General features: G+C 44.3%; 26 protein-coding genes and 1 riboswitch. Of the genes, 15 read left to right on the forward strand and 11 right to left on the reverse strand.

The annotated features are described in order from the left end of the window. Positions 1-25: 25 nt before the first annotated feature. The 3 genes from MHB82_RS14145 to MHB82_RS14155 form a co-directional block, all read right to left on the reverse strand. Positions 26-595: a YdeI/OmpD-associated family protein gene (locus tag MHB82_RS14145; RefSeq protein WP_341174993.1), complete on the reverse strand. Its 570-nt coding sequence runs from the start codon at positions 593-595 to the stop codon at positions 26-28. Positions 596-638: 43 nt separating this feature from the next. Then, entirely contained in the window at positions 639-1,154 is a 516-nt protein-coding gene (locus MHB82_RS14150; protein WP_341174994.1) for a DinB family protein, read from the reverse strand. Between the two features lie 83 nt (positions 1,155-1,237). After that, entirely contained in the window at positions 1,238-2,155 is a 918-nt protein-coding gene (locus MHB82_RS14155) for a helix-turn-helix transcriptional regulator (RefSeq protein ID WP_341174995.1), read from the reverse strand. Between the two features lie 167 nt (positions 2,156-2,322). On the opposite strand from MHB82_RS14155, the gene MHB82_RS14160 reads away from it, so the two are divergent. From MHB82_RS14160 to MHB82_RS14175, 4 genes are all read left to right on the forward strand, one after another. Next, positions 2,323-2,799, forward strand: coding sequence for a DUF2975 domain-containing protein (locus MHB82_RS14160; RefSeq protein WP_095358151.1), 477 nt, complete (start codon positions 2,323-2,325; stop codon positions 2,797-2,799). A 9-nt stretch (positions 2,800-2,808) separates the two neighbouring features. Further along, the gene (locus MHB82_RS14165) at positions 2,809-3,042 is read left to right on the forward strand and encodes a helix-turn-helix domain-containing protein (protein ID WP_341174996.1); all 234 of its coding nucleotides are present in this window, start codon (positions 2,809-2,811) and stop codon (positions 3,040-3,042) included. A 165-nt stretch (positions 3,043-3,207) separates the two neighbouring features. Beyond that, entirely contained in the window at positions 3,208-3,735 is a 528-nt protein-coding gene (locus MHB82_RS14170; protein WP_341174997.1) for a sigma-70 family RNA polymerase sigma factor, read from the forward strand. After that, complete coding sequence (locus MHB82_RS14175) at positions 3,722-5,197, forward strand: DUF4179 domain-containing protein (protein WP_341174998.1); 1,476 nt, start codon at positions 3,722-3,724, stop codon at positions 5,195-5,197. Before MHB82_RS14170 ends, MHB82_RS14175 begins: the two co-directional genes overlap by 14 nt. Positions 5,198-5,244: 47 nt before the next feature. Here the strand turns inward: MHB82_RS14175 and MHB82_RS14180 are convergent, their stop codons facing one another. The 3 genes from MHB82_RS14180 to MHB82_RS14190 all read right to left on the reverse strand — a co-directional run bounded on the left by MHB82_RS14180 (position 5,245) and on the right by MHB82_RS14190 (position 10,181). Beyond that, on the reverse strand, positions 5,245-6,045 hold the full coding sequence (locus tag MHB82_RS14180; RefSeq protein WP_341174999.1) for a hypothetical protein: 801 nt from the start codon (positions 6,043-6,045) through the stop codon (positions 5,245-5,247). 474 nt (positions 6,046-6,519) lie between these two features. Next, complete coding sequence (locus MHB82_RS14185) at positions 6,520-7,569, reverse strand: Gfo/Idh/MocA family protein (RefSeq protein ID WP_341175000.1); 1,050 nt, start codon at positions 7,567-7,569, stop codon at positions 6,520-6,522. Between the two features lie 248 nt (positions 7,570-7,817). Then, positions 7,818-10,181, reverse strand: coding sequence for a beta-galactosidase (locus tag MHB82_RS14190; protein WP_341175001.1), 2,364 nt, complete (start codon positions 10,179-10,181; stop codon positions 7,818-7,820). 120 nt (positions 10,182-10,301) lie between these two features. Here MHB82_RS14190 and MHB82_RS14195 point away from each other — a divergent pair, with 120 nt between their 5' ends. Further along, positions 10,302-11,147: a helix-turn-helix domain-containing protein gene (locus MHB82_RS14195; protein ID WP_341175002.1), complete on the forward strand. Its 846-nt coding sequence runs from the start codon at positions 10,302-10,304 to the stop codon at positions 11,145-11,147. Positions 11,148-11,258: 111 nt separating this feature from the next. Continuing rightward, positions 11,259-11,882, forward strand: a complete 624-nt coding sequence (locus tag MHB82_RS14200; protein WP_341175003.1) for a hypothetical protein — start codon at positions 11,259-11,261, stop codon at positions 11,880-11,882. A gap of 142 nt (positions 11,883-12,024) precedes the next feature. Here the strand turns inward: MHB82_RS14200 and MHB82_RS14205 are convergent, their stop codons facing one another. Further along, positions 12,025-12,879, reverse strand: coding sequence for a bifunctional 5,10-methylenetetrahydrofolate dehydrogenase/5,10-methenyltetrahydrofolate cyclohydrolase (locus tag MHB82_RS14205; RefSeq protein WP_341175004.1), 855 nt, complete (start codon positions 12,877-12,879; stop codon positions 12,025-12,027). Between the two features lie 51 nt (positions 12,880-12,930). After that, positions 12,931-13,012: riboswitch (ZMP/ZTP riboswitch) on the reverse strand. A 174-nt stretch (positions 13,013-13,186) separates the two neighbouring features. On the opposite strand from MHB82_RS14205, the gene MHB82_RS14210 reads away from it, so the two are divergent. The 4 genes from MHB82_RS14210 to MHB82_RS14225 all read left to right on the forward strand — a co-directional run bounded on the left by MHB82_RS14210 (position 13,187) and on the right by MHB82_RS14225 (position 15,714). Next, entirely contained in the window at positions 13,187-13,576 is a 390-nt protein-coding gene (locus MHB82_RS14210; protein ID WP_445671257.1) for a ribonuclease domain-containing protein, read from the forward strand. A 16-nt stretch (positions 13,577-13,592) separates the two neighbouring features. Continuing rightward, positions 13,593-13,868 (forward strand): barstar family protein, encoded by a 276-nt coding sequence (locus tag MHB82_RS14215; protein WP_095358141.1) that lies wholly within the window; start codon positions 13,593-13,595, stop codon positions 13,866-13,868. A 358-nt stretch (positions 13,869-14,226) separates the two neighbouring features. Next, positions 14,227-14,472 carry a hypothetical protein gene (locus MHB82_RS14220; protein WP_146239877.1) on the forward strand — a complete coding sequence of 82 codons (246 nt, stop codon included), beginning with the start codon at positions 14,227-14,229 and terminating at the stop codon, positions 14,470-14,472. A 228-nt stretch (positions 14,473-14,700) separates the two neighbouring features. Then, entirely contained in the window at positions 14,701-15,714 is a 1,014-nt protein-coding gene (locus MHB82_RS14225; protein WP_341175006.1) for an ABC transporter substrate-binding protein, read from the forward strand. Positions 15,715-15,779: 65 nt separating this feature from the next. Here the strand turns inward: MHB82_RS14225 and MHB82_RS14230 are convergent, their stop codons facing one another. Next, complete coding sequence (locus MHB82_RS14230; protein ID WP_341175007.1) at positions 15,780-16,541, reverse strand: MBL fold metallo-hydrolase; 762 nt, start codon at positions 16,539-16,541, stop codon at positions 15,780-15,782. Positions 16,542-16,756: 215 nt separating this feature from the next. On the opposite strand from MHB82_RS14230, the gene MHB82_RS14235 reads away from it, so the two are divergent. Continuing rightward, positions 16,757-17,173 (forward strand): Lrp/AsnC family transcriptional regulator, encoded by a 417-nt coding sequence (locus tag MHB82_RS14235; protein ID WP_341175008.1) that lies wholly within the window; start codon positions 16,757-16,759, stop codon positions 17,171-17,173. Between the two features lie 131 nt (positions 17,174-17,304). Here MHB82_RS14235 and MHB82_RS14240 read toward each other — a convergent pair whose 3' ends face one another. Both MHB82_RS14240 and MHB82_RS14245 read right to left on the reverse strand, forming a co-directional pair. Next, on the reverse strand, positions 17,305-17,757 hold the full coding sequence (locus tag MHB82_RS14240) for a hypothetical protein (RefSeq protein WP_095358136.1): 453 nt from the start codon (positions 17,755-17,757) through the stop codon (positions 17,305-17,307). A gap of 48 nt (positions 17,758-17,805) precedes the next feature. Beyond that, positions 17,806-18,084 (reverse strand): hypothetical protein, encoded by a 279-nt coding sequence (locus MHB82_RS14245; protein WP_341175009.1) that lies wholly within the window; start codon positions 18,082-18,084, stop codon positions 17,806-17,808. 418 nt (positions 18,085-18,502) lie between these two features. Here MHB82_RS14245 and MHB82_RS14250 point away from each other — a divergent pair, with 418 nt between their 5' ends. The 4 genes from MHB82_RS14250 to MHB82_RS14265 all read left to right on the forward strand — a co-directional run bounded on the left by MHB82_RS14250 (position 18,503) and on the right by MHB82_RS14265 (position 22,085). Further along, on the forward strand, positions 18,503-18,844 hold the full coding sequence (locus MHB82_RS14250) for an iron chaperone (RefSeq protein ID WP_445671258.1): 342 nt from the start codon (positions 18,503-18,505) through the stop codon (positions 18,842-18,844). 177 nt (positions 18,845-19,021) lie between these two features. Next, a complete protein-coding gene (locus tag MHB82_RS14255; RefSeq protein ID WP_341176636.1) occupies positions 19,022-20,107 on the forward strand; it encodes a threonine aldolase family protein in 1,086 nt (361 codons plus the stop codon). A 159-nt stretch (positions 20,108-20,266) separates the two neighbouring features. Beyond that, the gene (locus MHB82_RS14260; RefSeq protein WP_095358132.1) at positions 20,267-21,520 is read left to right on the forward strand and encodes an MFS transporter; all 1,254 of its coding nucleotides are present in this window, start codon (positions 20,267-20,269) and stop codon (positions 21,518-21,520) included. Positions 21,521-21,731: 211 nt separating this feature from the next. Continuing rightward, positions 21,732-22,085, forward strand: a complete 354-nt coding sequence (locus MHB82_RS14265; protein ID WP_095358645.1) for an MmcQ/YjbR family DNA-binding protein — start codon at positions 21,732-21,734, stop codon at positions 22,083-22,085. Between the two features lie 117 nt (positions 22,086-22,202). On the opposite strand, the gene MHB82_RS14270 is transcribed toward MHB82_RS14265, so the two are convergent. Further along, positions 22,203-23,033, reverse strand: coding sequence for a carbohydrate ABC transporter permease (locus tag MHB82_RS14270; RefSeq protein ID WP_095287216.1), 831 nt, complete (start codon positions 23,031-23,033; stop codon positions 22,203-22,205).

A 23,033-nucleotide genomic window follows, 5' to 3' on the forward strand; every position in this document is an offset into this window, starting at 1 on the left:
GGTGCGTTAGGCGGGGGGATACCATTCAGTAATTTAAAAGGCGCCCACCGTCATGCCATTGACCGTACATTTTGTTATCTCTTGTGTGTGTAATGAATTTATCCAATCTGTGATTAAACGTTGCTGGGTGATTCTTAACACTCTGGATTGTGTCAATGCGTACTCTTGTATATAAAGCGGGAAAAGCCATGAAATTTTCATAAGTCTGTGTATCCTCTTTAAGCCGAATCTCAATATCCTCAGGAATGTGAAAAGACTCAATTTCCATGGTCGGAAGCACGCGCCTTCCTTCATCTCTCATGAATCCCAGCTTTTCAAGACGCCTTACCCGTTCTTTGTTCAATTCAGTCCAAGAGCTGTTATGGATTCGGGGTGACAATCTCTGTGCAAGCTCTGTATTCGAAATTTTCTTCTTCAGCCCATCAATCCAACCAAAGCAAAGGGATTCTTCCACGACGTCCAAATAAAATAACGTACCCGGCCTAGGAGTCATGCTTACAATAACCCAGCAGGAGGTTTCCGTCCTGCAGTGGGTCTGCAACCATGATCTTAAGTCTTCTCTTGAGTTTACAGAGAGTAAATTCTGAATTTCCATTGTGCGACTGCTCCAATCCTGTTGATCCTGATTCGTTGTTGATTTAATTGGACTGCACGGGTTGCTGATACCAAAACAGACAATAGTCGTTCATGACGGATGCATGCCCCATTTGACGAAGCATTGTAGATACATTGCCCCTGTGGTAGGTCCCGTGATTCACCACATGCAGCAGCATGTTGGACAACGTTGTTTCGCAGATGCCGGCGTATGGATTATCAAGTATGATGGTTTGCTCCAAATCGGTTTGACGCTGTATCCATTCCTTGTACCGTTCTGCCAATTCGGCATAGGTGTCCATGTACTCATCGACGGTAAGGAATGTTTTTCCATTCAATGGCATGCACTCTTGCAGCGCTTCACCCATTGCCATACCTGATAAAACGAGATACCACATCTGATCGACTGCGTAGATATGGCTTAGGGCATGGGCGAGGGTGGGGAAGGAACTGTTCAATTCCTGACTTAGAACAGATGAGGGCAATTCTTTGATTCTGCCCAAGATGGTTTGGTTGGCCCACGTGTGATAATTCAGCATCTCCATTGGAACATTTGACATTTGAAAGGTCTCCTTTTGTTGTGCAATGATTTTTGTTTTGGTATCTGTTGTGATTATAAAAAAAAAAGTATGACAACAGAGTGTCATACTTCTTCGTATAGCAGGATTGCTTGTTGCAGCTGTTCTTTCAAAATCCCTCGAAGTTCTCGCGGCTTAATCACTTCGACTCTACTACCCAAACCCAGCAGAAATGATTGAAGCCACCTTGCCTGTAGGGGTTGGTAAACGGAAATTTGCATGGTCATGCTTCCGTCCTCGTTAAATTGCTTCTCTGCCTGATGAAAATGATCCAGCGCTTCTGCTAGTGCCTCAGGCGCAACACGAAACTCAACGTCACTTATCTGATTTTTCCATTCCTCGTTTCGCAAAGAACGCTCTTTTGGCATCTCACTATGCGGTAGGAATGAGTCTTGGGTTAGCGAGAGGTTCATCATACGAGACAGACGAAATTCCCGGTAATCCTGCCGTATTCGGCAGAAACCATATACGTACCAATTACGATATTTAAAATAAAGCATCACCGGCTCCAACTCGCGGGTTGTGCGTTCATTCCGGCTGTTAATGTAATCGAAACGGACAACGGTATGCTTTGTGATCCCCGACCGTAGCTCACGAAGCGCATGGTGATCCGTACGGTGAGTTTCCAAGTCAACCGCCAAAGTGGGTGATTGCTGCTCAGAGCCAACCGTTTGTAGTCTTTCAATCGTGCCCTGAGCACGCTCATCCTCAAATACAGTGGAGAGACTGCGCAGAACGGTAATAAGAGAGTGAACATCGTACGACCCGAGCAGGCTTTTGTCCATTTTGTATCCGTCCATCATGCCATACCCGCCGTTCATTCCCTGATAGGAAACCACTGGAAAGCCGGCGGCACAGATCACGTCGATGTCCCGATAGATGGTTCTTGGGGATACCTGAAACTCTTCGGCCAGCATGGAAGCAGAGACAACTTCGTTGTTCAGCAGCTTATAGATCATAGAGATTAATCGTTCCAATTTCATGAGTAAGGACCGCCTTGTCCACTGGTTTTATTCATAATCGTTGGTCGTTATTATATCACAAATGATTGCATAACAATAATAAAACAATAAAAATCAATAATTATTTATTGTAAAACGATAAATAATGTGATAAATTCAAATCACTTAAAACAAGAGAGGTGCTTTTTGTGAAACGAGGTTCAACAATCTTTCTGAAAATGGCTGTTCTGCTTATTGGGCTTCCCATTCTGGCGTTGTGCATCTTCGGCATACCTTGGTTAGCGAATCATCCGGTGAATCCGAATTATGCTGGTTCGCTATATCCTATTGTGATCATTATGTATATCTCTGTCATACCGTTTATCATTGCGCTGTTCCAGTCATTCCGTCTCCTGAGCTACATCGACAAGAATGAGGCTTTCTCTTCAATTTCGGTCGGTTCTTTAAAAATCATAAAATACTGTGCTATTGTAATTAGTAGCCTATATCTCGTGATGCTGCCGTTCGTTTTTCTTGTAGCAGATAAAGATGATGCTCCAGGGCTTATTATTGTCGGAATGGTTCCCATCTTTGCTTCGCTGGTCATTGCAGTGTTTTCCGCTGTTCTCCAAAGACTGTTACAGGAAGCCATTGATATTAAATCCGAAAATGACCTAGTGGTTTGAGGTGAAGACATGGCTATTATAATCAATATTGATGTGATGCTGGCTAAGCGGAAAATGACAGTTACCGAACTTGCGGAGAGAGTTGAGATTACGATCGCCAATATTTCCATATTGAAGAACGGGAAGGCGAAAGCGATACGTTTGTCCACTTTGGAGGCCATTTGCAAAGCGCTGGATTGTCAGCCGAGAGATCTATTGGAATATAGAGCGGATGAAGATGAAGACGCCATTGAGCAGTCTTGATAATGATGTAGATACAGAAGGCAGTCGAACGATTATGTTCGGCTGTTTTTGCTTAGAAAATAAGAATTTAATCATGATTTAAAAATAATAGTCACCTTTTGTGAACCAAATGAAGCCATTGGTGATCTAATGATTAGATAGTATTGAGGAGGAGGGGAATTTTTCGTGGATTTAAGCGAGAAAGCAGAACTTGCACGAAAAGGGGATAAGCAAGCATTTGTATCATTAATACACACGATTCAGCAGAGCCTCTATGTTATAGCAAGATCAATCGTAAAGAACAACGAAGATAGTGCAGATGCGATGCAAGAGACCATTACCAAAGCATTTACGAGTATACATACATTAAAAGAACCTGCTTATTTTAAAACATGGATTATTCGGATACTAATCAATGAGTGCAATCAAATGAATAGAAAAAAGAAGCGAGTATCTCTGCTCCCTTACGACTTGAGAAAGACTTCATACCAGGACGAGTATGAACAGGTAGAGCTATTTGAGGTGATTGATGAACTGGATGAACAGCTTCAAACCATCGTCACACTCTTTTATATCGAGGATTTGGCGATTAAGGACATTTCCAAGGTGCTTGGAATTTCTGAGGGCACTGTAAAGTCACGTCTGTTCAGGGCTAGAAAACTACTTTCTGAGCTCATGCTAGGGGAAGGAGAAGATAAATATGAGTTATCATGATCCGTTTGATCACGAAATTAAACAGTTTCTTAAGCAGAAATCACAAGACGTCGTCCTCCCCGATACAGTCCAAATGGCTGTGGAGAATGCTCTTTCTTCACTACCTGAGCAAAGGTCGAAAAAGAACGCTCGCCTTAATCGTTGGAGAAGGACTGCAGCGTCCATAGCTCTTTTATTTGCTCTAGGGGCGGTCATGATCTATACAGTTCCAACCTTTGCTGAAATGATCAGATCTTTATTTGCCAAAGATAACCCCGATATCGGACTCCTGCGAGCACAAGAGCTGGGATTAGTACATAATCCACATATTAAAGTAAAGGACAAGGGTTATACGCTTGTCATTGAGGAAGTTGTAGCAGATCCTACACGAGTGACGCTAGCGCTCCAACTTTTTGATAAAAAAGGAGAGCATGACCGGCATAAGCTGAGTCTAGGGGAGCAGAACACCATTACTATTAAAGATGCTCAGGGAAACAATGTGGGCAGTATGTACGATATGGGTTATACAAATGATTTTTATTATATGGTCGAATTCTTTAGTGAGCCGCTCCAAACGGACAAGATTACGATTGAGGGAAATATTAATAACCTTGGAACTGGCAATCAAAGTACGATTGAAGGAAATTGGAATTTTAGCTTTGACCTGGATATGAAAGAGGCGAACAGTAAGACCCGAGTAGAGGAACTCTCTGGAACTTACACAACACCTCATGGAATGACCGTCAATCTAAAAAGGATCACACGAATGGTACAGGGTGTACGATTCGAACTGGAGACTGAGCTCGATGATGCAGCAATGGCTAGATCCCCCGGTGATTTATGGGAAAAACAAGCATTGAGCTTTCACTTTGAGAATCTCGAAAACGAAGAAATACACTCAGTAAATCCATGGAAAACTGGTTATATGGACAGCCTGATGACATCTGACTATAACGTTATTGAAAAAGGAAAAATGAGATGGAGCTATACGTTTAAGTATCTCCCTGAGAATGAACCTTACCGTTTTGTATTGGATGGATACTCTATTGCAGAAGTGGATGGTAGCAAGTTTTCCTTTAAACCTGCGGAGTTATCAGAGCCTAAGTCTTTTAAGGTTTTGAAGGATAGATTGGACGTCATTGGGACTTCGTTGGAGAAATCACAAAGTGGTGGCGAAACAGAAGAACTAGCTGTTTTATTCTACGGAGAAATGCAGAATGAAATTCGTAATGATGAGTGGAAAGCATATGATTCTGCAGGTAAACAGTATAATGTAAGCAAAAGAGGCTCATCGGGACTGGAGAACAGCTTACCTGATCATTGGAGAGAGGGATATATAAGCATGGGAGACCGTACAATGGATAGTCCTTTCGAATACCGTATTGAGGGGTTAGATCATATTCCAGAAGAGCTTAGCCTAGTGAGAGAAGTGGTCGATAAACGATATAAAGACCCTAACTGGTCCGTAATACTAAATGAGTAACCCAAAACGAACTTATTCCTGTCATGGAGTAAGTTCGTTTTGGGTTTCTAATGAATGAGTTCAAACCATTGAGCCCATTCCTGTTTGTTGATTTTTTGTACTGGCTTAACTTGATTAGTCTTTGTGTTATATCTAAACAGAATCAGTTGATCAGAGGGATACTCACTAATGTAATCCAGAGTGTTCCCGTTTTTTTGCCATAGAACAAGATTAGTACTTATATAGTTGGTTCTTCTCGGGAGATAGTGGAAGCTGTCCTTACTTGGATCATATATGGCTAACGAGCTTTTTGCAGTATCTCCAAATGAAATGGCGATCTCATCTCTTTTGGGTGACCAATGATAGGAGGCAATGGTTTCAATCGGTTGATTTCGATCTTCTTGCAGACGATCATTTAATACCATTAACTTTCCGGTTTTAACATCCACAAGAATAAGGGTTTTGCCCGCACTCCGCTCAGCATGAATGGCAATCCAATCCTTCGACCGGGAAACATCCATCCTGATAATATTCAGCAGTTGATCATCGAATTTTCCCGTATTTATGGTGTATGTTTGCTCTCCTGAGGTGACCGTAATGGATTCAATCACGTTTTGTTCGAATGAAGCCCGATCAGGTTTATTCACCACGTCTGCTTCTAAAATAACATTCATTCCTGTCCAAACTATTTTTTTCGCACTGATCTTCTTATTAAATTGGTTTGCGTTTGGGTAAATGGACGAATCAACGACTTTGTATTCTACTGAACTTTTAGCAGCTGTCTTTGCAGCAGATTGTTGTGGCACAATCAGCATGTACAACGAACTGAGCAGGATAGCACCTGAGAAAAGAATATGCGTATATTTCATGATTACATCTCCTTATTGATGGGAGGAGTGAAGTGAAGTCGATCCTCTGAAGTGGCTGTCTGTAGAGATAAACGCCAAAAGAGTCTGTAAGGTTTATAATGAAATAAAAAAATCAGCGCAGAGAATAGGACATCATATTTACTTCTTTTCTTTGTTCTCTTTTTTGTTCTTATCTGACAGTGAAATAGTGGCTATCAAAGAAGCAATAAAAACGACGATTAATATGGTATTAGACGGTACCGTTTTGACGATGTAATCTTGAAGCAATAGAAAAATGATGGATATGGCTAAGATAGCTCTCATGACTCGAGCTGATGAACGGTCCGGATCCTTGGAATGTTGGGATATAAGATACATGACATACCACAGCCCGAGAAAAAAGAATATAGAACCTGTAATGACGATTGCAAACATGTAAGAAACACCTTTCAAAGAGCGATTTCGTTAAACGATTCTTCAGATGACTAATTAAAATCAGATGCTTACCGATTCCTGAGTTGAGATTGCTTTCTCGATGGCGAGAGACAAACGCACATCCTTAAGAGCTTCGGTCAAGGGATAAAAAGAGATATTCTCTCTTACGAAAGCAGACATGCGCGTCAAAATTTCAACCATGGCCAGCTCTTCATCGGAAAACGGGGCAGAAGAGAAGGGATTACGGTACAGGCACTCTTGTCCTGCGCGTAGCTCACGAAGGGAGAGCGGTCCCAGACTTCCTTCCATGCCGCTTTGAATTCGGTGGATGGAGTATGTATCATACGCATCGGTACCCAAGCTGATCGTGACTTCGTTATCCCGGATCTCCCCATGGGACCCGCGAATCAGAACCCGGTTTTGACGAAGAGGCGAAAAGTATTGAGAACGGGTAAAGTCAAGCACAGCACTCTTGCCGTTATGGAAAGACATCATGGCGATCTCTTGAACTTCATTCTCGATTCGATCCTGGACTTGTCGACCGCGGTAAGGTACTTCCAGAATCGGAAGTTCGAATCGGCGGCCGACAATTTCACAGCTGATATCCGTGAGCGACAGCCAGTTACGGATCAGACTGATCCCATGATAACCGTGTGCTACGGATGCTTGTACATGATGAACCTGACCCAGTTTCCCTGACTGGATCAGGGACATTCGAGCGAGCTGATGCGGCAGCAGGGGATACTGTTCTGCAATCTGGATCTGACCGTTTTTCTCGGCAAAAGAGGACATTGTCCTCAGGCTTTCTTCATCAAAAGCCGGCGGCGTTTCAACCAAGAGAGGAACTTGTAGTGAGACAAGTTCTTCTAGGACGGCAGGAACGGATGTTTTGGACACAGCAACCAAAAGAAAATCACAATGATGGGCCATCTCATAGGATGACTCGTACAGGGTGACGCCCCAACGTTTGGCAGCCTCCGCATATTTAGCCGAATTACGCACGACTATTCCGCTGATTTTGAATACATGGGGGAGCTGCTTCGCGATCCGCAGATAAGCTTCTGCTCTCCAGCCGAATCCTATAATCCCAAAGCTGATTGGTTTACTCAAAAAAATCTCCTCACTTCTCATGCTTCTACTGAAAGAAATATGTATGTGTATTACCTATATTTTCTATTCAAGGATACCACGTTGCTAAGCATTTACAACGAAAGAATTGGAAAAAGGAGGTGTAACCCGAATATCGACAAGAGTCTGATCGATGTTTAATCCGTCGTATGATGAAGTTAACCTACACAGCGATATGAGAAAAAGCCCTGAGTTGTTCGATTTGAACGAATTCAGGGCTTTATGTGATGTTAGTTGGAGAATGGGACGGATAGTTGTCCAATCGCAGCAGCAGTTTTAACCGGATACAACGCGACTTGATATTGCGGAATGGCTTCGATTCGGCGGAATTCGGCGATTTCGACTCCCTCAAAGCGCTCAATTTGTGCCTGATTGACAAAGGTATGGACCGTTCCTCTGCGCTGCGGCGTTATGGATAAGTGCAACTCAGAGAATTCAAGCTGAGTGTAGAATTCCTTTAAGCCTATGGACCAGGTCTTGCCGTAAAAAATATGATCCGTAATAAGCTGGCCATTCAGGAACGCTTCGGCCACATCACCTTCATAATCGATCTCAAGCCACACATCATGAACATGCGCCGGCCATTCTCCGGCAAATTGCAGCAAGGCCGATTTGTCCGCTGGTTTCTTCATCAACACCTCTGGTGTATACTCAGGCAGGTCTATTGTATAGGTAGTGAAAAGAGTGGACCCCCCGTTTTGACAATGAACAGTACTTGAACTTTGGGTTTGCAAATCTTGCTCTGGCTTGGGATACAGCGAAATAGCAATATGGGAAGACCCTGTCGATGTGCAGATAAGCTGATGATTACTGACTGTTACGGGGCAATCGCTGATAACCAGCGTTGGTTGTCCCCATAGTTCAAAGGTGTATGCTTTTTGCGCTTCTTCTCTTGAAAGCAGCACAAAACGTACGGAATCTCCATCTGTGGTTAGGAAGTTAACTGGATTATTTTTGTCCACGCTTGGTTGAATCACATAATAAGATCCGTGGTCCAATATTACACTTCCGCTGCACTGCACATCCTTTAGATTCGTTTTGGAAACGACGTATTCCGGTGTCATGCCTTCATGTGCATAGAAGAAAACCGCTTTGTCTTGATTTGTATCGATCATGGTGAGCAATGGAGCCGTTGCGCTAAGTAGGGACACGCCATGAAGTTCCAGATTGAATGGCAGCATCAATCCGATTCCTTCAGGAAGCTCAAGTTCACCTTCAGCAGGGAAGGCAACGCTGCCTTTGGAAGTTTCCAATTCGATTCGTGTTTTACGGCGGGGCAGGTCGATCTGGTCCTGAAAATTATTCAGGAAAACAAAGCCAGAGCCGTCCTGATGTCTGACGCACCAGCGTAATGTCTCAGTATCTGTCGGATCGATGGCAGACTGTCCCTCTGGCAGTACCGTTTTCATCGGAGCAAGGACCGATCCGAAAGACTCAAGAAACAAGGAGATGGCGCGGATGCGGTCATAGGATGCACCGACTCTGCCGAATTCACCCAATGGAGACTGGTAGTCATACGTAATTTTCGGCAGGAATTGCTCATTGAGGTAACTCTTCTTGCCGACGGGGTTGGAGCCGCCGTGATACATGTAATAACCCAGCAAATTGCTGCCACTGGCCAGTTTGACAAGGGTCATGGCTTCAATGCTGTTTTCCGGGACATATGGCCTCACATTATAACTAACCTGCATACCGCCAGCCATTTCACAATACGCAACGGGATATTCAGGCGTGTCGAAATGAACGGGCTCTGCCGGAGTAATATGAAGATCACGATACACAAATTCCTTGCTTGGAGGCTGGTCAGGCAGCCATGAGGTATAAGCATAACCTGCAAGCATGGGCAAAAAGCCCTCCTCCGGAACGGAAGCTCCGCCCCAAGCGGTAGCCGTGAAGAACAGAGGACGAATGCCTGCATCCTCGGCAATGCGGCGCAGTTCGGCCAGATGAGCTGTACCTCCGGTTCCCGAGGACAGAAACTTACCGGCTTTGTAACCCCAGGCATCATTCGGTGCTCCGGCGTGCATGAATTCATTTTCCAACTGCACGGCTATCACGGGTCCTCCATCCTGATACAGGCTGCCTTTCATTTGACTAGCGATTTCCCGATACAGTCTGCGTGTCAGCTTCAGATATCCGGGATCATTCGAGCGGATCTCAATAGGCTTGGAAACTACCCAATCCGGGATTCCTCCATTGCGAACTTCGCCGTGGCAGAATGGACCGATACGAAGGATGAGGGGCAGATCCAGTTTGGCACACAGATCGATGAAATGGCGCAGGTTCCGATTTCCACCCCATTCAAAAATCCCTTCTTCTTCCTCATGAAAATTCCAAAATACATAGGTGGCGACGATGTGAATTCCACCGGCCTTCATTTTCAGCAGTTCTTCTTCCCAATACAAGTATGAAAACCTGGAGAAGTGAAATTCACCTACGATCGGGATGAAGGGCTCGCTATTACGAGTCATATAATAATTGGTGAATCCAAAGGCATCTCCTTTGGGATTGGCTCCGCCAAGCATACCCAATTTTCCCGGATGGATTTTCTTACGGTCGGCATCTATTAATGATAATTTTGAGATGTGACTCATTGCTGGGACAACCTCCTTGTGATATGTTCTTTACGATGAATTCTACTGTGTTCAAAAATAAAAGAAATATCGATACAGCTACATTTTATATGGAATAGATCATAGCGAGGTAGTGTGATAATGGCTGAAAAACATGCGGATTATGCTATAGTTGGACACAGACCCTTTGGAATATTGATCGCAGGTCATTATAAGGAGTTGAACGGATATGAGATTCATCGACCAACAGGGAGCATCGACTGGTTATTAATGTATACGCTTTCCGGTGAAGGGGAAATACAGCATAGCAAAAATTCGATAACCTGCACAGCGGGGGATGTGGCGATTCTTATGCCAGGGCTTCCGCACCATTATAGAACGAAGCAGGAACATTGGGAATTTATATGGGTACACTTCATACCCGATCCCCATTGGAGTACTTGGTTGAAGCTTCCCGAAACGTCAGCTCGATTCATCTACCAGCGGATTGTTTCGGAAGACGTACAGCATGATATTCAGAATGCTCTTCAAAGATTAGTGCGTCACAGATTTTCGGAAGGCCGTTCCGAGCAATATCGCCGTTTATCCGAGGTGGCCCTGGAGGAGACGTTGATTCACATTCAACACAGCTATCCACCGGATGTTCCGGCGGCTATGGATCCCCGAATTGCGGAGATCATGCGGTATCTGCAGATGCATCCTGCGCAGAAGATAAGCATACCGGAACTTGCGAACCGATGCTGTTTATCCACCTCACGCCTCTCTCACTTATTTAAGGAGCAGGTAGGGGATACGATTCTGAATACAGTTCACAAGTTCAGGTTGGAGAAGGCAGCGCAGCTTCTCGCTGGAACGAACCGGCAAATCGCAGAGATCGCTGCGGATGTTGGATTCGACTGCGGTATACATTTTACAAGAAAATTCCGTGAAGCCTTTGGCGAGACACCATCGGCATTTCGTAAACGGAAAAATAATCTTCAAGCTTGATTGTTAGATTGATCTAATAAGCTGCTGAAGCGAAAGACAAACCAAATGAAAGCATTTATAATGTGTAGAACGTAAAATACAGTTGTAGCATCAGAGGAGGACAAGTGCAGCATGAACCTTTTTTACATCCAATCCACCGTACAAGGAACTGATCGAACTGCAGCCTTCCTGGAAGATAACTTTATCGGGATCGATTGGCCAGCTACAGGGGATTTGGAACAACTGCCGGCTGAAGAATGGAAAGAGCAAATCAGGCAGCATTATGCAATACCTGAATCGGAACTGAGCGGAGTAATAGCTACACTACAGACATTTGTAAACATCATGCAGGATGGAGATCATGTCTTAATTTATGACGATGAGTGGGTATATGTTGGGGATGTGGGTGACTATTTTTACGATGATTCCGTTAGCACTGGAGAAGATTCGATATGTCATCGGAGAGGCGTAACGTGGTTGGGGCGCATTCCACTGAGAGAGATAAACGATAAGGTACGTGCTCTGATTTCGAGTGCTTCGATTATTTCAACATTCGAGTATCCACTCTCACAGGCTCAATTGGATCCGTGGCTTTCAAGAACTCCCGAAACAGAAACGGCAGTTCAACATTCGTTTGGCGTAGATGACGGGACGGTACAGGAAGCTCTCGATGTACTAAAGAATGCATTACAGAGCGAAGATGAGGAACTTCGTATTCGTGCGGCGACGGCCATTTTACAATATGCCAAAAAATAAAAGAACATGAACAGTTAAGTAGTAACGAAAATTGAATTAGCAGACGTACGAACTTTCAATATACATTAGCCCTTACTTTTTTACACTAAGAAGCACGTAAAGCCCTCATGAAACGAGTGAGCTTTGCGTGCTTTCATACACATTATGATGTTTTTTCAGATTGCATGCAGGCTGATTTGATCGTGTGTTCGATCAGTGTAGCAATGGTTACGGGACCCACCCCGCCTGGTACGGGTGTAATGGCAGATGACGGAGTCAAGCAGGATGAATAGTCCACATCACCGATATTGCCTTTATTGTAGCCTGCATCAATGACAACTGCACCAGGTTTAATCCAGCTTCCTTTTACAAAACAGGCTTTGCCAACGGCAGCAATCACAATATCTCCCGATTTCACGATTTCTTCCAGATTGACGGTTTTGGAGTGACAAGTAGTTACCGTTGCATTTCGGTTAAGCAGCATGGCTGAAACGGGTTTACCCAGAATTGGACTTCTTCCTATGACCACAGCATGCTTGCCTTCGATGGGAATGTTATAGAAATCCAGAATACGGATAATCGCTTGTGGTGTGCAGGAAGGGAAAGCGGCGACTCCAAAGGCATTTAACGCAAACCCTAAAGTGGTAACGCCATCCACGTCTTTCTCTATGCTTATTGCATCAAAAGCGGCTCTTTCATCAATATGATGCGGTACCGGGTGCTGCAACAGAATGCCATGAACGGATACATCTTCATTTAATTTGGTTATTTCCTGAATCAATTGTTCCGTTGTGGTCTCCGCAGGCAAAACCACTTTAATCGAATGTACCCCTATTCGGGCACATGCATTGCCTTTCATTCGTACATACGTTTCTGATGAGGGATCATCACCAACCAAAATAGTAGCCAGACAAGGCGTGATTCCTTTCTCCTTCAACCCGGCAACCTTCGCAGTCATCTCTTTCTTCATGAAGTCTGCTACCGTTTGTCCATTCAACATTAGCTTCTCTGTACTCATGCTCATCATCGCCCTTTCCAAATAAAAAGAGGCAAGGAAATAAAACTTCCTTACCTCTGCCCAGGCGTACGGCTTGATTAGACATCATATGCTCCCTCACGGTTCACCGTGTTCGCCAGTTACATATGACCATATTACATTGATAGTACTTCATTTTGAAATGTACATCAATCCTTTTAACTTTTAGCTATACTTGGAACGGTGTGCAGATTGGTATATACTTTTTTGAGTTAAGAAGATTAAAAGGAGATTATAAGCAGTGTATATTAAAAAATGGCTAGGTGCTGTACTCATTATTCTTGCGACGATGCTGTTCGCAGGTTGTTCACTTGAATCGCTATCTGTAGATGAACCGAACCAGACTCGTGCTGTCTTGAACCAATTTGATGATGTTGCCAATTATCTTGCCGAGCATCAGGAACTTCCGGATAATTATATTACCAAGAAGGAGGCCAGAGCTTTAGGCTGGGAACCAAGTGAAGGAAATTTGCAAGATGTGGCCCCAGGCAAAAGTATCGGCGGTGATATTTTTCAGAATCGGGAAGGCCTGTTACCCAAGAAAAAGGGAAGAACGTGGTACGAGGCAGATATCAATTATTCCGGTGGAACCCGGGGGAGTGACCGAATCCTCTATTCCAGTGATGGCTTAATATACAAGACAACCGATCATTATCGCACGTTTGAACAAATCAAATGACCAAAGGTAGGATGGTATGAAGACAGTAATCATTGATGGAAATGATATTCATGGAAAAGAAGAGCTGCATGATATTCTTCAGGCGAAGCTGGGATTAGATGACTCTTACGGGCGGAATCTTGATGCGTTATGGGATGTCATTACAGGCTTCATTTCAATTCCGCTAACCATTCGATGGGTTAATTTTGAGGCCAGCAGGGCTGTGCTTGGAGAATATGCTGATCAGCTATTGGAGTTAATGCGTGACGCAGAAGAAGAGCTGGATCAGTTTCAATTGGATCTGAAAATGTAAAATCGAACGGGCAGTCCCCTGAGGACTGCTTTTTTTGTTGTGCAACATGTTCCATGAGATTTCCGTTAATGAGTTTAGGAATCCATAGGAGGTGAGGGTCATCCCCAGGAAGTTATTGTACTTCATTTATGTTCTGTCACTGGTTAGTTTGACCACATCTTGTTCGAGCGCATCTAAGAATGTAGAGGCTGATAACAGTCTAAGCGGACTATATATTACAGCATTGGAAGAGGTCATACTGACAGATTCAGCTCTCAATAGATCGATGGAGTATATATCAATAGACTATGATCAGACTCCCGCATTAAGTGATTCGGATGGACAACATATAATGGAGTTCTTACGAAGGAAATATAAGGTGGACGTTTATAACCTAACGTATGAACAATTGCTTAAGCAAGGTTTGAATGAAGGTAATGAAAGCAATCTCCGAGGAATTTTACTGCAGATCGAAAAGGTTGAGCTGGCGGACGAGAAGAACGAGGGCACACTTGTGGTAAGTAAATATCGTTCAAATGAGGGTTCCATCTCTGTAAAAATAACGTTGCAATATAGGGATAATAATTGGATGGTAGTTGATCTTGTTACCTTGAAAGAGAGCTAATACTGGAGAAGGTTGCGAGACTAAAAAGTTTTACGAAGACTAAACAATCTGTCTTGAAAGTCGCCAATGGCGGCTTTTTTTGATCCTGGAATGGATGTATGTTTGAGGGGTGAAACATGCATTATAACTACATTTTACAAAGAAAACTAGAATTAGCTTGTCAAATAGACTGCATCATGATAAAGTGATAACGATTATCAATATCATTTAAAAAAGGGTGGGTTTACATTGTTGAGACGATCTAATTCGATCTTGCTTATAGTGGCATTAACCGTGCTGCTGGTACTAAGTGCATGCGGTCAGACAGAGGCGACGAGTACAGCAACGGATGCAAGTGCAAACACGGCAGAGAAGACAACTGACTCAACATCAGCAGCTGAACCAGCGACAACTGACGAAGGGGAGACGGTTACATACCAATCGGATGCGGGAGAAGTTGAGGTACCCAAAACGCCACAGCGTGTCATTGATTTGACGGCGTTTACGACAGGATACTTTGTAGCACTGGATGTTCCCGTGGTAGGAGCTCTGTCTGGAGCAATGGGCAATAAGTATATTAAGGATCAATTGATAAGCGAAGGAACGACCGATCTGGGTGAGCAGCCTACAGCGGAACAGCTGGTAAGCCTCAAACCGGATCTGATCATCGCTTATACGGGCACAGAAGGTCTTGATCAATTGTCTCAAATTGCCCCTGTAGTGCAGATCCAATATGGTAAACTCAACTATAAAGATCTTATGCTTGAATTAGGCAAGCTAACGAATAGGGAAGATGCAGCGAAAGCGTGGGTTACAAACTGGGAAGCGCAGATTAGCGAATGGAAGCCCAAAGTAGAAGCCGCAGTCGGTGACCGCACTGTCTCCATTCTAAATCCATACGCGAAGGGATTGTACGTATTCGGCCATAACTATGGTCGTGGCGGTGAAATCCTCTATGGTGAATTTGGCTTGAAAGCCCCGACCAAGGCTCAGGCAGAAGCGATTGACAGCGGAACAGGCTTTGCTTCGATCTCCATGGAAGTCCTGCCGGAATATGCAGGTGACATCATCTTTACCAGCCCGTGGTCGGGAGATACAAGTGATTCCGAAGTCGTATACAGCAATACATTGTGGGAGAATCTTCCTGCTGTTAAAGAAGGACATGTCTTCCAGCTGGATAACACGTCGGACACATATAACGATCCGATCACTTTGGAAGGACAACTTAAATTTATTACAGACAGCTTGCTTTCTGTGAAGTAAGCAGCAGAAGAACACTCCTGACCGTCATGAAGTTGACGGAGGAGTGTTCCTTTTTTATAGCTGAATTATAATACGTAGGATTCTCCATCCTCAGGAACAGCAATGTTACTGGTGATCCCTTTATCTTTCAAAAAGCTTCTTAAGTCTTCTCTGGAGAGACCCCAATGGTTAACTGCTTCCATGTGGACTACAATGATTTTCGCGTCTGGTGCAGCTTGGTATACTTTATAGATATCGTCTATGCCCATAACCAAGGAACCACCCTCCAGAAACTGATTATCTCCTCCATTAACAACAAGAACTTCAGGTTTGTGAGTGTGGATCACTTCTTGAACAGAGTCGACCCAAACGGTGTCCCCTGCTACATATAACGTCTGCTCACTAGTGTGTTTAAAGACTACACCACATACTTCGCCAGCAAGCTTCAAGACTTCTCCTCTCCCATGCTCCCCTTTTGTTTTAAACAGTTGAATTCCATGAAATACTGAATCTTCATGGAGAATCTCTACGTTGTTAAAGCCAGCATTTTTAACTTCAGACGCATCAGCTTCGTTCTGTACAAACATTTTGATGTCTTTGGGCAGCGCTTCTTTTGCCTTATCATCAAAGTGGTCCAAATGAAGATGAGTAACGATCACCGCGTCGATACCTCGGATTATATTTTCAACAGATGTCGGAAGGTCGACCAGTGGATTCATCTGATCCTGCCTCGCAGAATTTGGGAATGGAGGATACACGCCCTTGTCGGCCAGGAATGGATCAATTAAAAAGTGTTGTCCTGCATATTCAACGATAATTGTAGCATTTCGGATTTGAGTTATTTTCATTGTAATTCTCCTTTGATCATGAATATATAAATAGCTTACACGCTCCGCATGTCTGCGTACATGCATAGAATCAAGTCTTTCTTCTCATTTGCTTGAATAATGAAAGTATTTCTTTTCTTGAAGGGTTTGTATGTAGAATAGAGTAAGCTTTACTTATCTCATGATTTGGGTTTTCATTGGTGTTGATACTAAAATTAAAAGGGGTAGGATAACGAGTGCTTGATCACATAGATGAATTAATTATTAAAGAGCTGTCCGAGAACAGTCGAATAACGATGAAAAAGCTGGGGGAGAAGGTTCATCTCACTGGACAAGCAGCTGCTTCGAGAGTGTTGAAACTCGAGGAAAACGGAATTATTGAAAAATACACCGTCCAAGTAAACCAAGTTAAATTAAACTGTTTAATCCATGCGTTTATCACGATCAAACTGACGAATCCTCACCATCAGTCATTCTTGTCTTTTGTTAAAAACGAAAAAGATTTTGTAATCAATAACTATAAAGTGAGTGGAAACGGATGCTACATTCTGGAGACCAGATTTCCATCGAATGAAGTGTTAGATCAATTCCTTGTTCGTTTAAACGAACATGCGAACTGTAATCTTTCCATTGTCATTAACAAGCAAAATTGAATATGAAACAAGGATAAGGATGCCTGATCCATCCAGCTCTAGCCATCGGAGAGTACTGGATTGGTCGAGCATCCTTATTATTAGTCTGAAAGTGCGAGACATGATAGCGTTATTTTGTCCTAACCATCAACTTAGTCATCGGAATACACAGTTGCGTTAAAACTTTCGGGTCCGAGCCGGACATTACTTACGCCGGTATCCGGACCATATGAGAATGTGGCATAGGCGGAGTAGACGAGCTGGCCATTTGCCGGGGGAGCGACATTATAATCAGAGCCCGTAAAACTAAGCACACACGGACTGAAGAAAGGGTTGCCGAGGACAGTCCTTTCTGCACGGTACACCAGCTGCTGCGAAGCTCCCAGACCACGATATACCTCAATGGCAAGAGAACCATTGTTAAATAACTGATTGGCGGTTACCGTTACGATACCTGAGAAAAGTGTGCGGATGATTGGTCCCGGATTACTTACTTGCAGCCCAACCTGGGCGAACAATAACGGAACACCGTTTGTGAAACTGGGAGTGAGAACGCCCTGACCTTTAGATCCTTGAGAAGTTCTTGCATCTAATGTCTTAACCATTTGAAGTTCCTCCTTTCTTCGAAGCTAAGGAGTAATCGAAACGTAGAGTTAATCGTCGCTGTAAGCGACCGCATTGAAGCATTCCGGTCCAAGACGGGTGGCTTGTTCTGATGCGGATACAGGAACGAACGTTGCAAAGCAGGAGTAGATGAGCTGCTCATTGGCTGGTGCAGGCACATTATAATCCGAACCTTCGAAGCTCGCCAGAATCGTACTGTCGTTAGGAAACACAGGCTGAGAAAGCACATAGATCGGTTGGCCCGTATAGGATGCCCCTCTGAATATTTCAAAACGAATAGAAGAAGGCAAGGAAGACACATTGGACACCGAGATCCGATAGGTCCCATTAAATTGCGTTCAAATGATCGGCCCCGGATTAAAAATATTGAGTCCAACAATCCCTAGCAGGGTAGGGATATTTGCGCCAAGCGATACGTTGAGCGGGGTAATGCCTGCTGACCCCAGTGACGTACGGGCGTCAAGTGTACGAACTATAGCCCTTTCCTCCAATCTATCAATTTGCCATATGATATGTTGCTCATCGGGAGGAGTTGTCCGCTTAGCGGCAAGAACTTTAATCTGCTCCAGAGAGATACAGCATGAATCAAACGAATTTTTGTTTGGAGACTTGAAACGAACGTGTATACTTGATGAAAAGAGTAAGTTACCAAATAAACAAACGAACTAAACTATTTTCTACATAGGAGGAATTTACTTGAAAGAATTTGAAGATTTTCTAGCACGGATGGATAACCCGGAACAGCGTGCTCGAGCAGAAGAAGTGCTAAATTGGGTGTCTACGAAATTTCCTAACCTTAAGGCCAAGATTGCTTGGAATCAGCCAATGTTTACGGATCATGAGACCTTCATTATCGGATTCAGCGTTGCCAAACAGCATATGGCGATTGCTCCCGAGAAGGCAGGCATTCTTCAGTTTTCAGATGAGATTGTGGAGGCTGGCTATGATCACACGAAGGAATTGATTCGAATCAAATGGAGACAACCCGTGGATTTCTCTCTGCTGGAGAGAATTATTGCTTTCAATATTGCAGACAAGGCAGACTGCTCGACTTTTTGGCGAAAGTAAAAGCAAAGCATGATATAACGGCTTTTCACGAATGACAATGATTATGTAAAGGTTAAATAGAAAGGTGTGAGCCAGATGGGGCAACATACGGGTAACCAAGCTAAAGATCAGATCGAAGAGACATCTGCTGAAGAGACTGCAGGGTATGGCTTGAGCGATACACCGGATACATCATTAATGGATGCGTTCATGGAGGCTGAGTATAACGTTGGCGGTCATGGCAGTCGCAAAATCAAGGTTCTCCAGGAAGCATTTCAGCACATTGATGGTGAGATGTACAGCGATCATTACGGGAGCGGAGAAACCATTGAACATTTCCAGCGGCAGATGGCTGAAGTACTGGGCAAGGAGGCAGCCATCTTTTTCCCAAGTGGTACCATGTCACAGCAGATAGCGCTGCGGATTTACTGTGATCACAAGGGACTGAAGCGTGTAGCTTATCATCCCCTGTGTCACATTGAAATTCATGAAGAGAATGCATTGAAGGAGCTTCATCAGATAGAAGCGGTTCTGCTCGGTGACAAGGACCGATTGATACGATTGGAAGATGTACAAGCTATCGAAGGCGACATAGCCTGTCTATTGCTTGAATTGCCCCAGCGGGAGATTGGCGGCCAGCTGCCTGCATATGAAGAACTCGAAGCCATCTCGGCTTATTGCCGTGAACGGGGAATCAGGCTGCATTTGGATGGAGCGAGACTGTTTGAGATCACACCTTACTATCAGAAGTCGGCAGCTGAGATCTGCAGCTTGTTTGATAGTGTGTATGTATCTTTTTATAAAGGCATCGGCGGTATTGCAGGAGCCATACTGGCTGGTGATACGGATATGATAAAGGAGTCCCGAGTTTGGAAACGCCGGTTTGGCGGGGATCTGATCGGTCTGTATCCATATATTCTAAGTGCCCAATATTATTATGATCAACGCATCAATAAAATGGGAATTTATTATGAACAAGCGAAGCAGCTCGCTTCTTTGCTGAATCAATGTCATGGAGTACGCACGCTGCCCGAAGTACCCGTGTCGAATATGTTTCATGTGTACATCGAACGAACCCCAGCTGAAGCTGAACCCATTCTCAGCAGAATGACCGAGCAGTTTGGAATAGGGTTAACTTCGTATCTAAACGAAAACAGCGAGACCGGGCATTGTTCATTTGAACTTTCTCTGGGAGACCGATATGAAACCATACCGGAAGATAGGCTGCAATCTGCTCTGATGTGGCTGGATGAGCAGCTGCGTTCACATGGTCCGAAGGGCTGAGTTGGACTTCATTGTTAAATTCATGAAATTTGTTCGAATTGGAAAAATCAGTCTTTAGTCGGAGGCGTGGGAAGATGATGTCCGTATAATTATGATTTGAAAGGAGACGTCAGATCATTAAAGTATGGACATCTTTATGACAAATGGAGGTTGAGGGGATTGAATAGGCAAGTCCAAGGCACTAATGCACCAAGCCTGTTTCGCAATCGGTTTCTTCAGACAATCTTGTTATCCAGCGTTCTCCTACAGATCGGCATATGGGTTCGGAATTTTGCAATTTTACTGTACGTGGCAGAGACAACGAATAATGATCCATACGCCATTTCACTCATTAGTGTGGCCGAGTTTGCCCCGATTTTTGTGTTTTCGTTCATCGGAGGTACCTTTGCTGATCGCTGGCGGCCAAAACGAACGATGATTTGGTGTGATGTATTATCTGCCGTATCGGTATTTGCAGTTCTCCTGACCATACATTACGGCTCATGGCATTCGGTCTACCTTGTTGCATTTATTTCGGCAATTCTGTCACAGTTCTCCCAACCTTCAAGCATGCGATTGTTTAAGTATCATGTTGCAGAAGAACAGCTGCAGCAAGGCATGGCTCTATTCCAATCGCTGATGGCCATCTTTATGGTGCTTGGCCCAATGCTTGGCACCTTCGTATACAGCACGTTTGGCCTGGAAATATCCATCGCTGTTATGGGCATCGTTTTCCTGCTATCCGCACTCGTTCTTGTTCGCCTGCCCGAGGATCAGATGCAGACACAAACGGCTGGGGCTAAAGGACAGTTCCGAAAAGAATTCGTGGAAGGGTTTCGTTACGTTTGGCAAAGTCAGGTGCTCCGGATGCTCGGGCTGGCGTTTATACTTGCTGGTCTCTCCGTTGGCGTAGCTCAAGCGCTCAATCTGTTCATTGTTACAGAGCAGCTTGGCAGGAGCAAGGAATTCCTGCAATATCTTCTGATGGTGAATGGTGCAGCCATGCTAATTGGTGGGGGAATAGTAGCCACATTTGCGAAGAAGGTTCCACCACAAATTCTGCTGGCGATTGGAATGGTAGCGGGTGCGGTCTGTACGGCCATCGTGGGTTATTCAACAAGTGTTCCCGTCACGCTGACCGTTCAATTTTTGAATGGACTGGTCTTCCCTTGCATACATATAGGAATCAGCACCATGATTCTGAAATGGTCGGAGGCTTCCATTGTGGGCCGTGTGAATGGCGTTTTGAATCCGATGTTCGTAGGCATGATGGTCATTTCCATGTCCTTCGCAGGTGCGTTAAAAGATGCCTTTTCACTGAGCACCATCTATAGCGGAGCAGGTTTTCTATTTCTCATTGGTGCACTGGCCATGATTCCAATCATGAACCACAAAGCACCGGATAAACTACCGCAAGTTGCGCAAGAGGTGTAGTACAGCAGTAGCTTCATATATGCAATTCACGGGAATCGGCATGAAGTGCCGGTTCTTTTTTGTCATTCACGATGATGTAACCTTGCATATAACCACCGGTTCATACAGAATGGGATGGAGGGATTTTATACTGAGCGTCTTTCGACTCGACCTGATTCATTGCAATGAGGATGGAGTAAACTCAGAGAACGATAATGGAGGAAAACAGATCATGACGTTGGAAGAATTAACGGAATACTGCTTGTCGTATCCCAGTTCATATGAAGATCATCCATTTGGAGAAGGATGGACGGCGATACGCCATCAAGGAAACCAAAAATTATTTGCACTCATATTGCACAACTACAACGGACATGTCAGTGTCAATCTGAAGTGTGAGCCGGAACGTTCAGATTTCCTGCGAAACGCATTCCCGGAGGTTATTCCCGGTTACCATATGAACAAGGAACACTGGAACACGGTTAATGTGGAAGGTAATCTGCCTGTGGAGGATGTGCAAGGAATGATTAAGCACAGTTACGAATTGACAAGGCCCAAGCGGGTAAAAAAGAAGAGCGAAGCTTAGTGCAGGATAGTATCTTCCCATTAAGTTGAAGACAAAGGTTAAACGACAAAAACCCACCTTGTTAGGTGGGTTTCTTAGGGTTTGATTAAACATCGTGAGCTCTGGTTGTAGAGCTGCTTAGCCTTTGACAGCTCCAGCTGTGAGGCCGCTTACGATGTATTTCTGACCGAATAAATACAGGATGAATACAGGCAGCGAAGTCAGTACAAGATTGGCAAAAATCAAATTCCAGTCCCGGCTGTACTTGCCGTAAAAATTGTAGATCGAAAGCGGCATCGTCCACGTGGAGCTATCTGTCAGGAAGTAAACCGGAATCGTGATGTCATTCCATACCGACATGAACACCATGATGGCTACCGTCGCGTTAACAGGCAGAATGAGCGGCGTGACGATCCGGAAGAAAACGCCGAACACGCTTGCCCCTTCCAGAAACGCAACTTCGTCGAGCGCTCTTGGAATGGTTTTGATAAAACCACTGTACAAGAATACACTGAATGCCGTATTCAGAGCGGCATAGATCAGGATAACGCTTGTAATGCTTCCGTAGAAGCCCAAGCCCTGTACAACCCGAATCGTTGTAATGATCGACATTGGAGCAATGAGTCCCATGAAGAAATACATATAGATCGCTCCGGAGACTTTCGTTTCTCTGCGTGCAAGAATGAATGATGCTGCCGAAGATGCCACGATATTGATTACCGAGGATACACCAGTAATCCAGATACTGTTGAGAAAAGCCCTAGATAGGCCGCCTTCTTCGAAGACCCGCACGTAGTTCGAGAACTGCCATGTATCAGGTAAACTAAGGGAGAAGCTGAGTACCTCGGCGCTTGTTTTGAATGAACCGAAGATCAGAATCACGAGCGGCAGGAGAACAATCAGGGAGGCCAGAATTAGAAATCCTTCCACAATGTAATTGCGGATGGCAAGTTTGCGAGTATAGCCCAT

It is taken from the genome of Paenibacillus sp. FSL K6-2862 (assembly GCF_038005125.1).
In the GTDB taxonomy this organism is placed as follows: domain Bacteria; phylum Bacillota; class Bacilli; order Paenibacillales; family Paenibacillaceae; genus Paenibacillus; species Paenibacillus illinoisensis_A.

Bases quoted from the DNA above. Each gene is read 5' to 3' on its own strand.
- MHB82_RS14145 (WP_341174993.1), bottom strand. From the start codon at position 595: ATGGAAATTCAGAATTTACTCTCTGTAAACTCAAGAGAAGACTTAAGA.
- MHB82_RS14150 (WP_341174994.1), bottom strand. From the start codon at position 1,154: ATGTCAAATGTTCCAATGGAGATGCTGAATTATCACACGTGGGCCAAC.
- MHB82_RS14155 (WP_341174995.1), bottom strand. From the start codon at position 2,155: ATGAAATTGGAACGATTAATCTCTATGATCTATAAGCTGCTGAACAAC.
- MHB82_RS14165 (WP_341174996.1), top strand. From the start codon at position 2,809: ATGGCTATTATAATCAATATTGATGTGATGCTGGCTAAGCGGAAAATG.
- MHB82_RS14175 (WP_341174998.1), top strand. From the start codon at position 3,722: ATGAGTTATCATGATCCGTTTGATCACGAAATTAAACAGTTTCTTAAG.
- MHB82_RS14180 (WP_341174999.1), bottom strand. From the start codon at position 6,045: ATGAAATATACGCATATTCTTTTCTCAGGTGCTATCCTGCTCAGTTCG.
- MHB82_RS14190 (WP_341175001.1), bottom strand. From the start codon at position 10,181: ATGAGTCACATCTCAAAATTATCATTAATAGATGCCGACCGTAAGAAA.
- MHB82_RS14195 (WP_341175002.1), top strand. From the start codon at position 10,302: ATGGCTGAAAAACATGCGGATTATGCTATAGTTGGACACAGACCCTTT.
- MHB82_RS14200 (WP_341175003.1), top strand. From the start codon at position 11,259: ATGAACCTTTTTTACATCCAATCCACCGTACAAGGAACTGATCGAACT.
- MHB82_RS14205 (WP_341175004.1), bottom strand. From the start codon at position 12,879: ATGAGTACAGAGAAGCTAATGTTGAATGGACAAACGGTAGCAGACTTC.
- MHB82_RS14210 (WP_445671257.1), top strand. From the start codon at position 13,187: ATGCTGTTCGCAGGTTGTTCACTTGAATCGCTATCTGTAGATGAACCG.
- MHB82_RS14215 (WP_095358141.1), top strand. From the start codon at position 13,593: ATGAAGACAGTAATCATTGATGGAAATGATATTCATGGAAAAGAAGAG.
- MHB82_RS14230 (WP_341175007.1), bottom strand. From the start codon at position 16,541: ATGAAAATAACTCAAATCCGAAATGCTACAATTATCGTTGAATATGCA.
- MHB82_RS14240 (WP_095358136.1), bottom strand. From the start codon at position 17,757: ATGGTTAAGACATTAGATGCAAGAACTTCTCAAGGATCTAAAGGTCAG.
- MHB82_RS14250 (WP_445671258.1), top strand. From the start codon at position 18,503: ATGGATAACCCGGAACAGCGTGCTCGAGCAGAAGAAGTGCTAAATTGG.
- MHB82_RS14255 (WP_341176636.1), top strand. From the start codon at position 19,022: ATGGATGCGTTCATGGAGGCTGAGTATAACGTTGGCGGTCATGGCAGT.
- MHB82_RS14265 (WP_095358645.1), top strand. From the start codon at position 21,732: ATGACGTTGGAAGAATTAACGGAATACTGCTTGTCGTATCCCAGTTCA.
- MHB82_RS14270 (WP_095287216.1), bottom strand. From the start codon at position 23,033: ATGGGCTATACTCGCAAACTTGCCATCCGCAATTACATTGTGGAAGGA.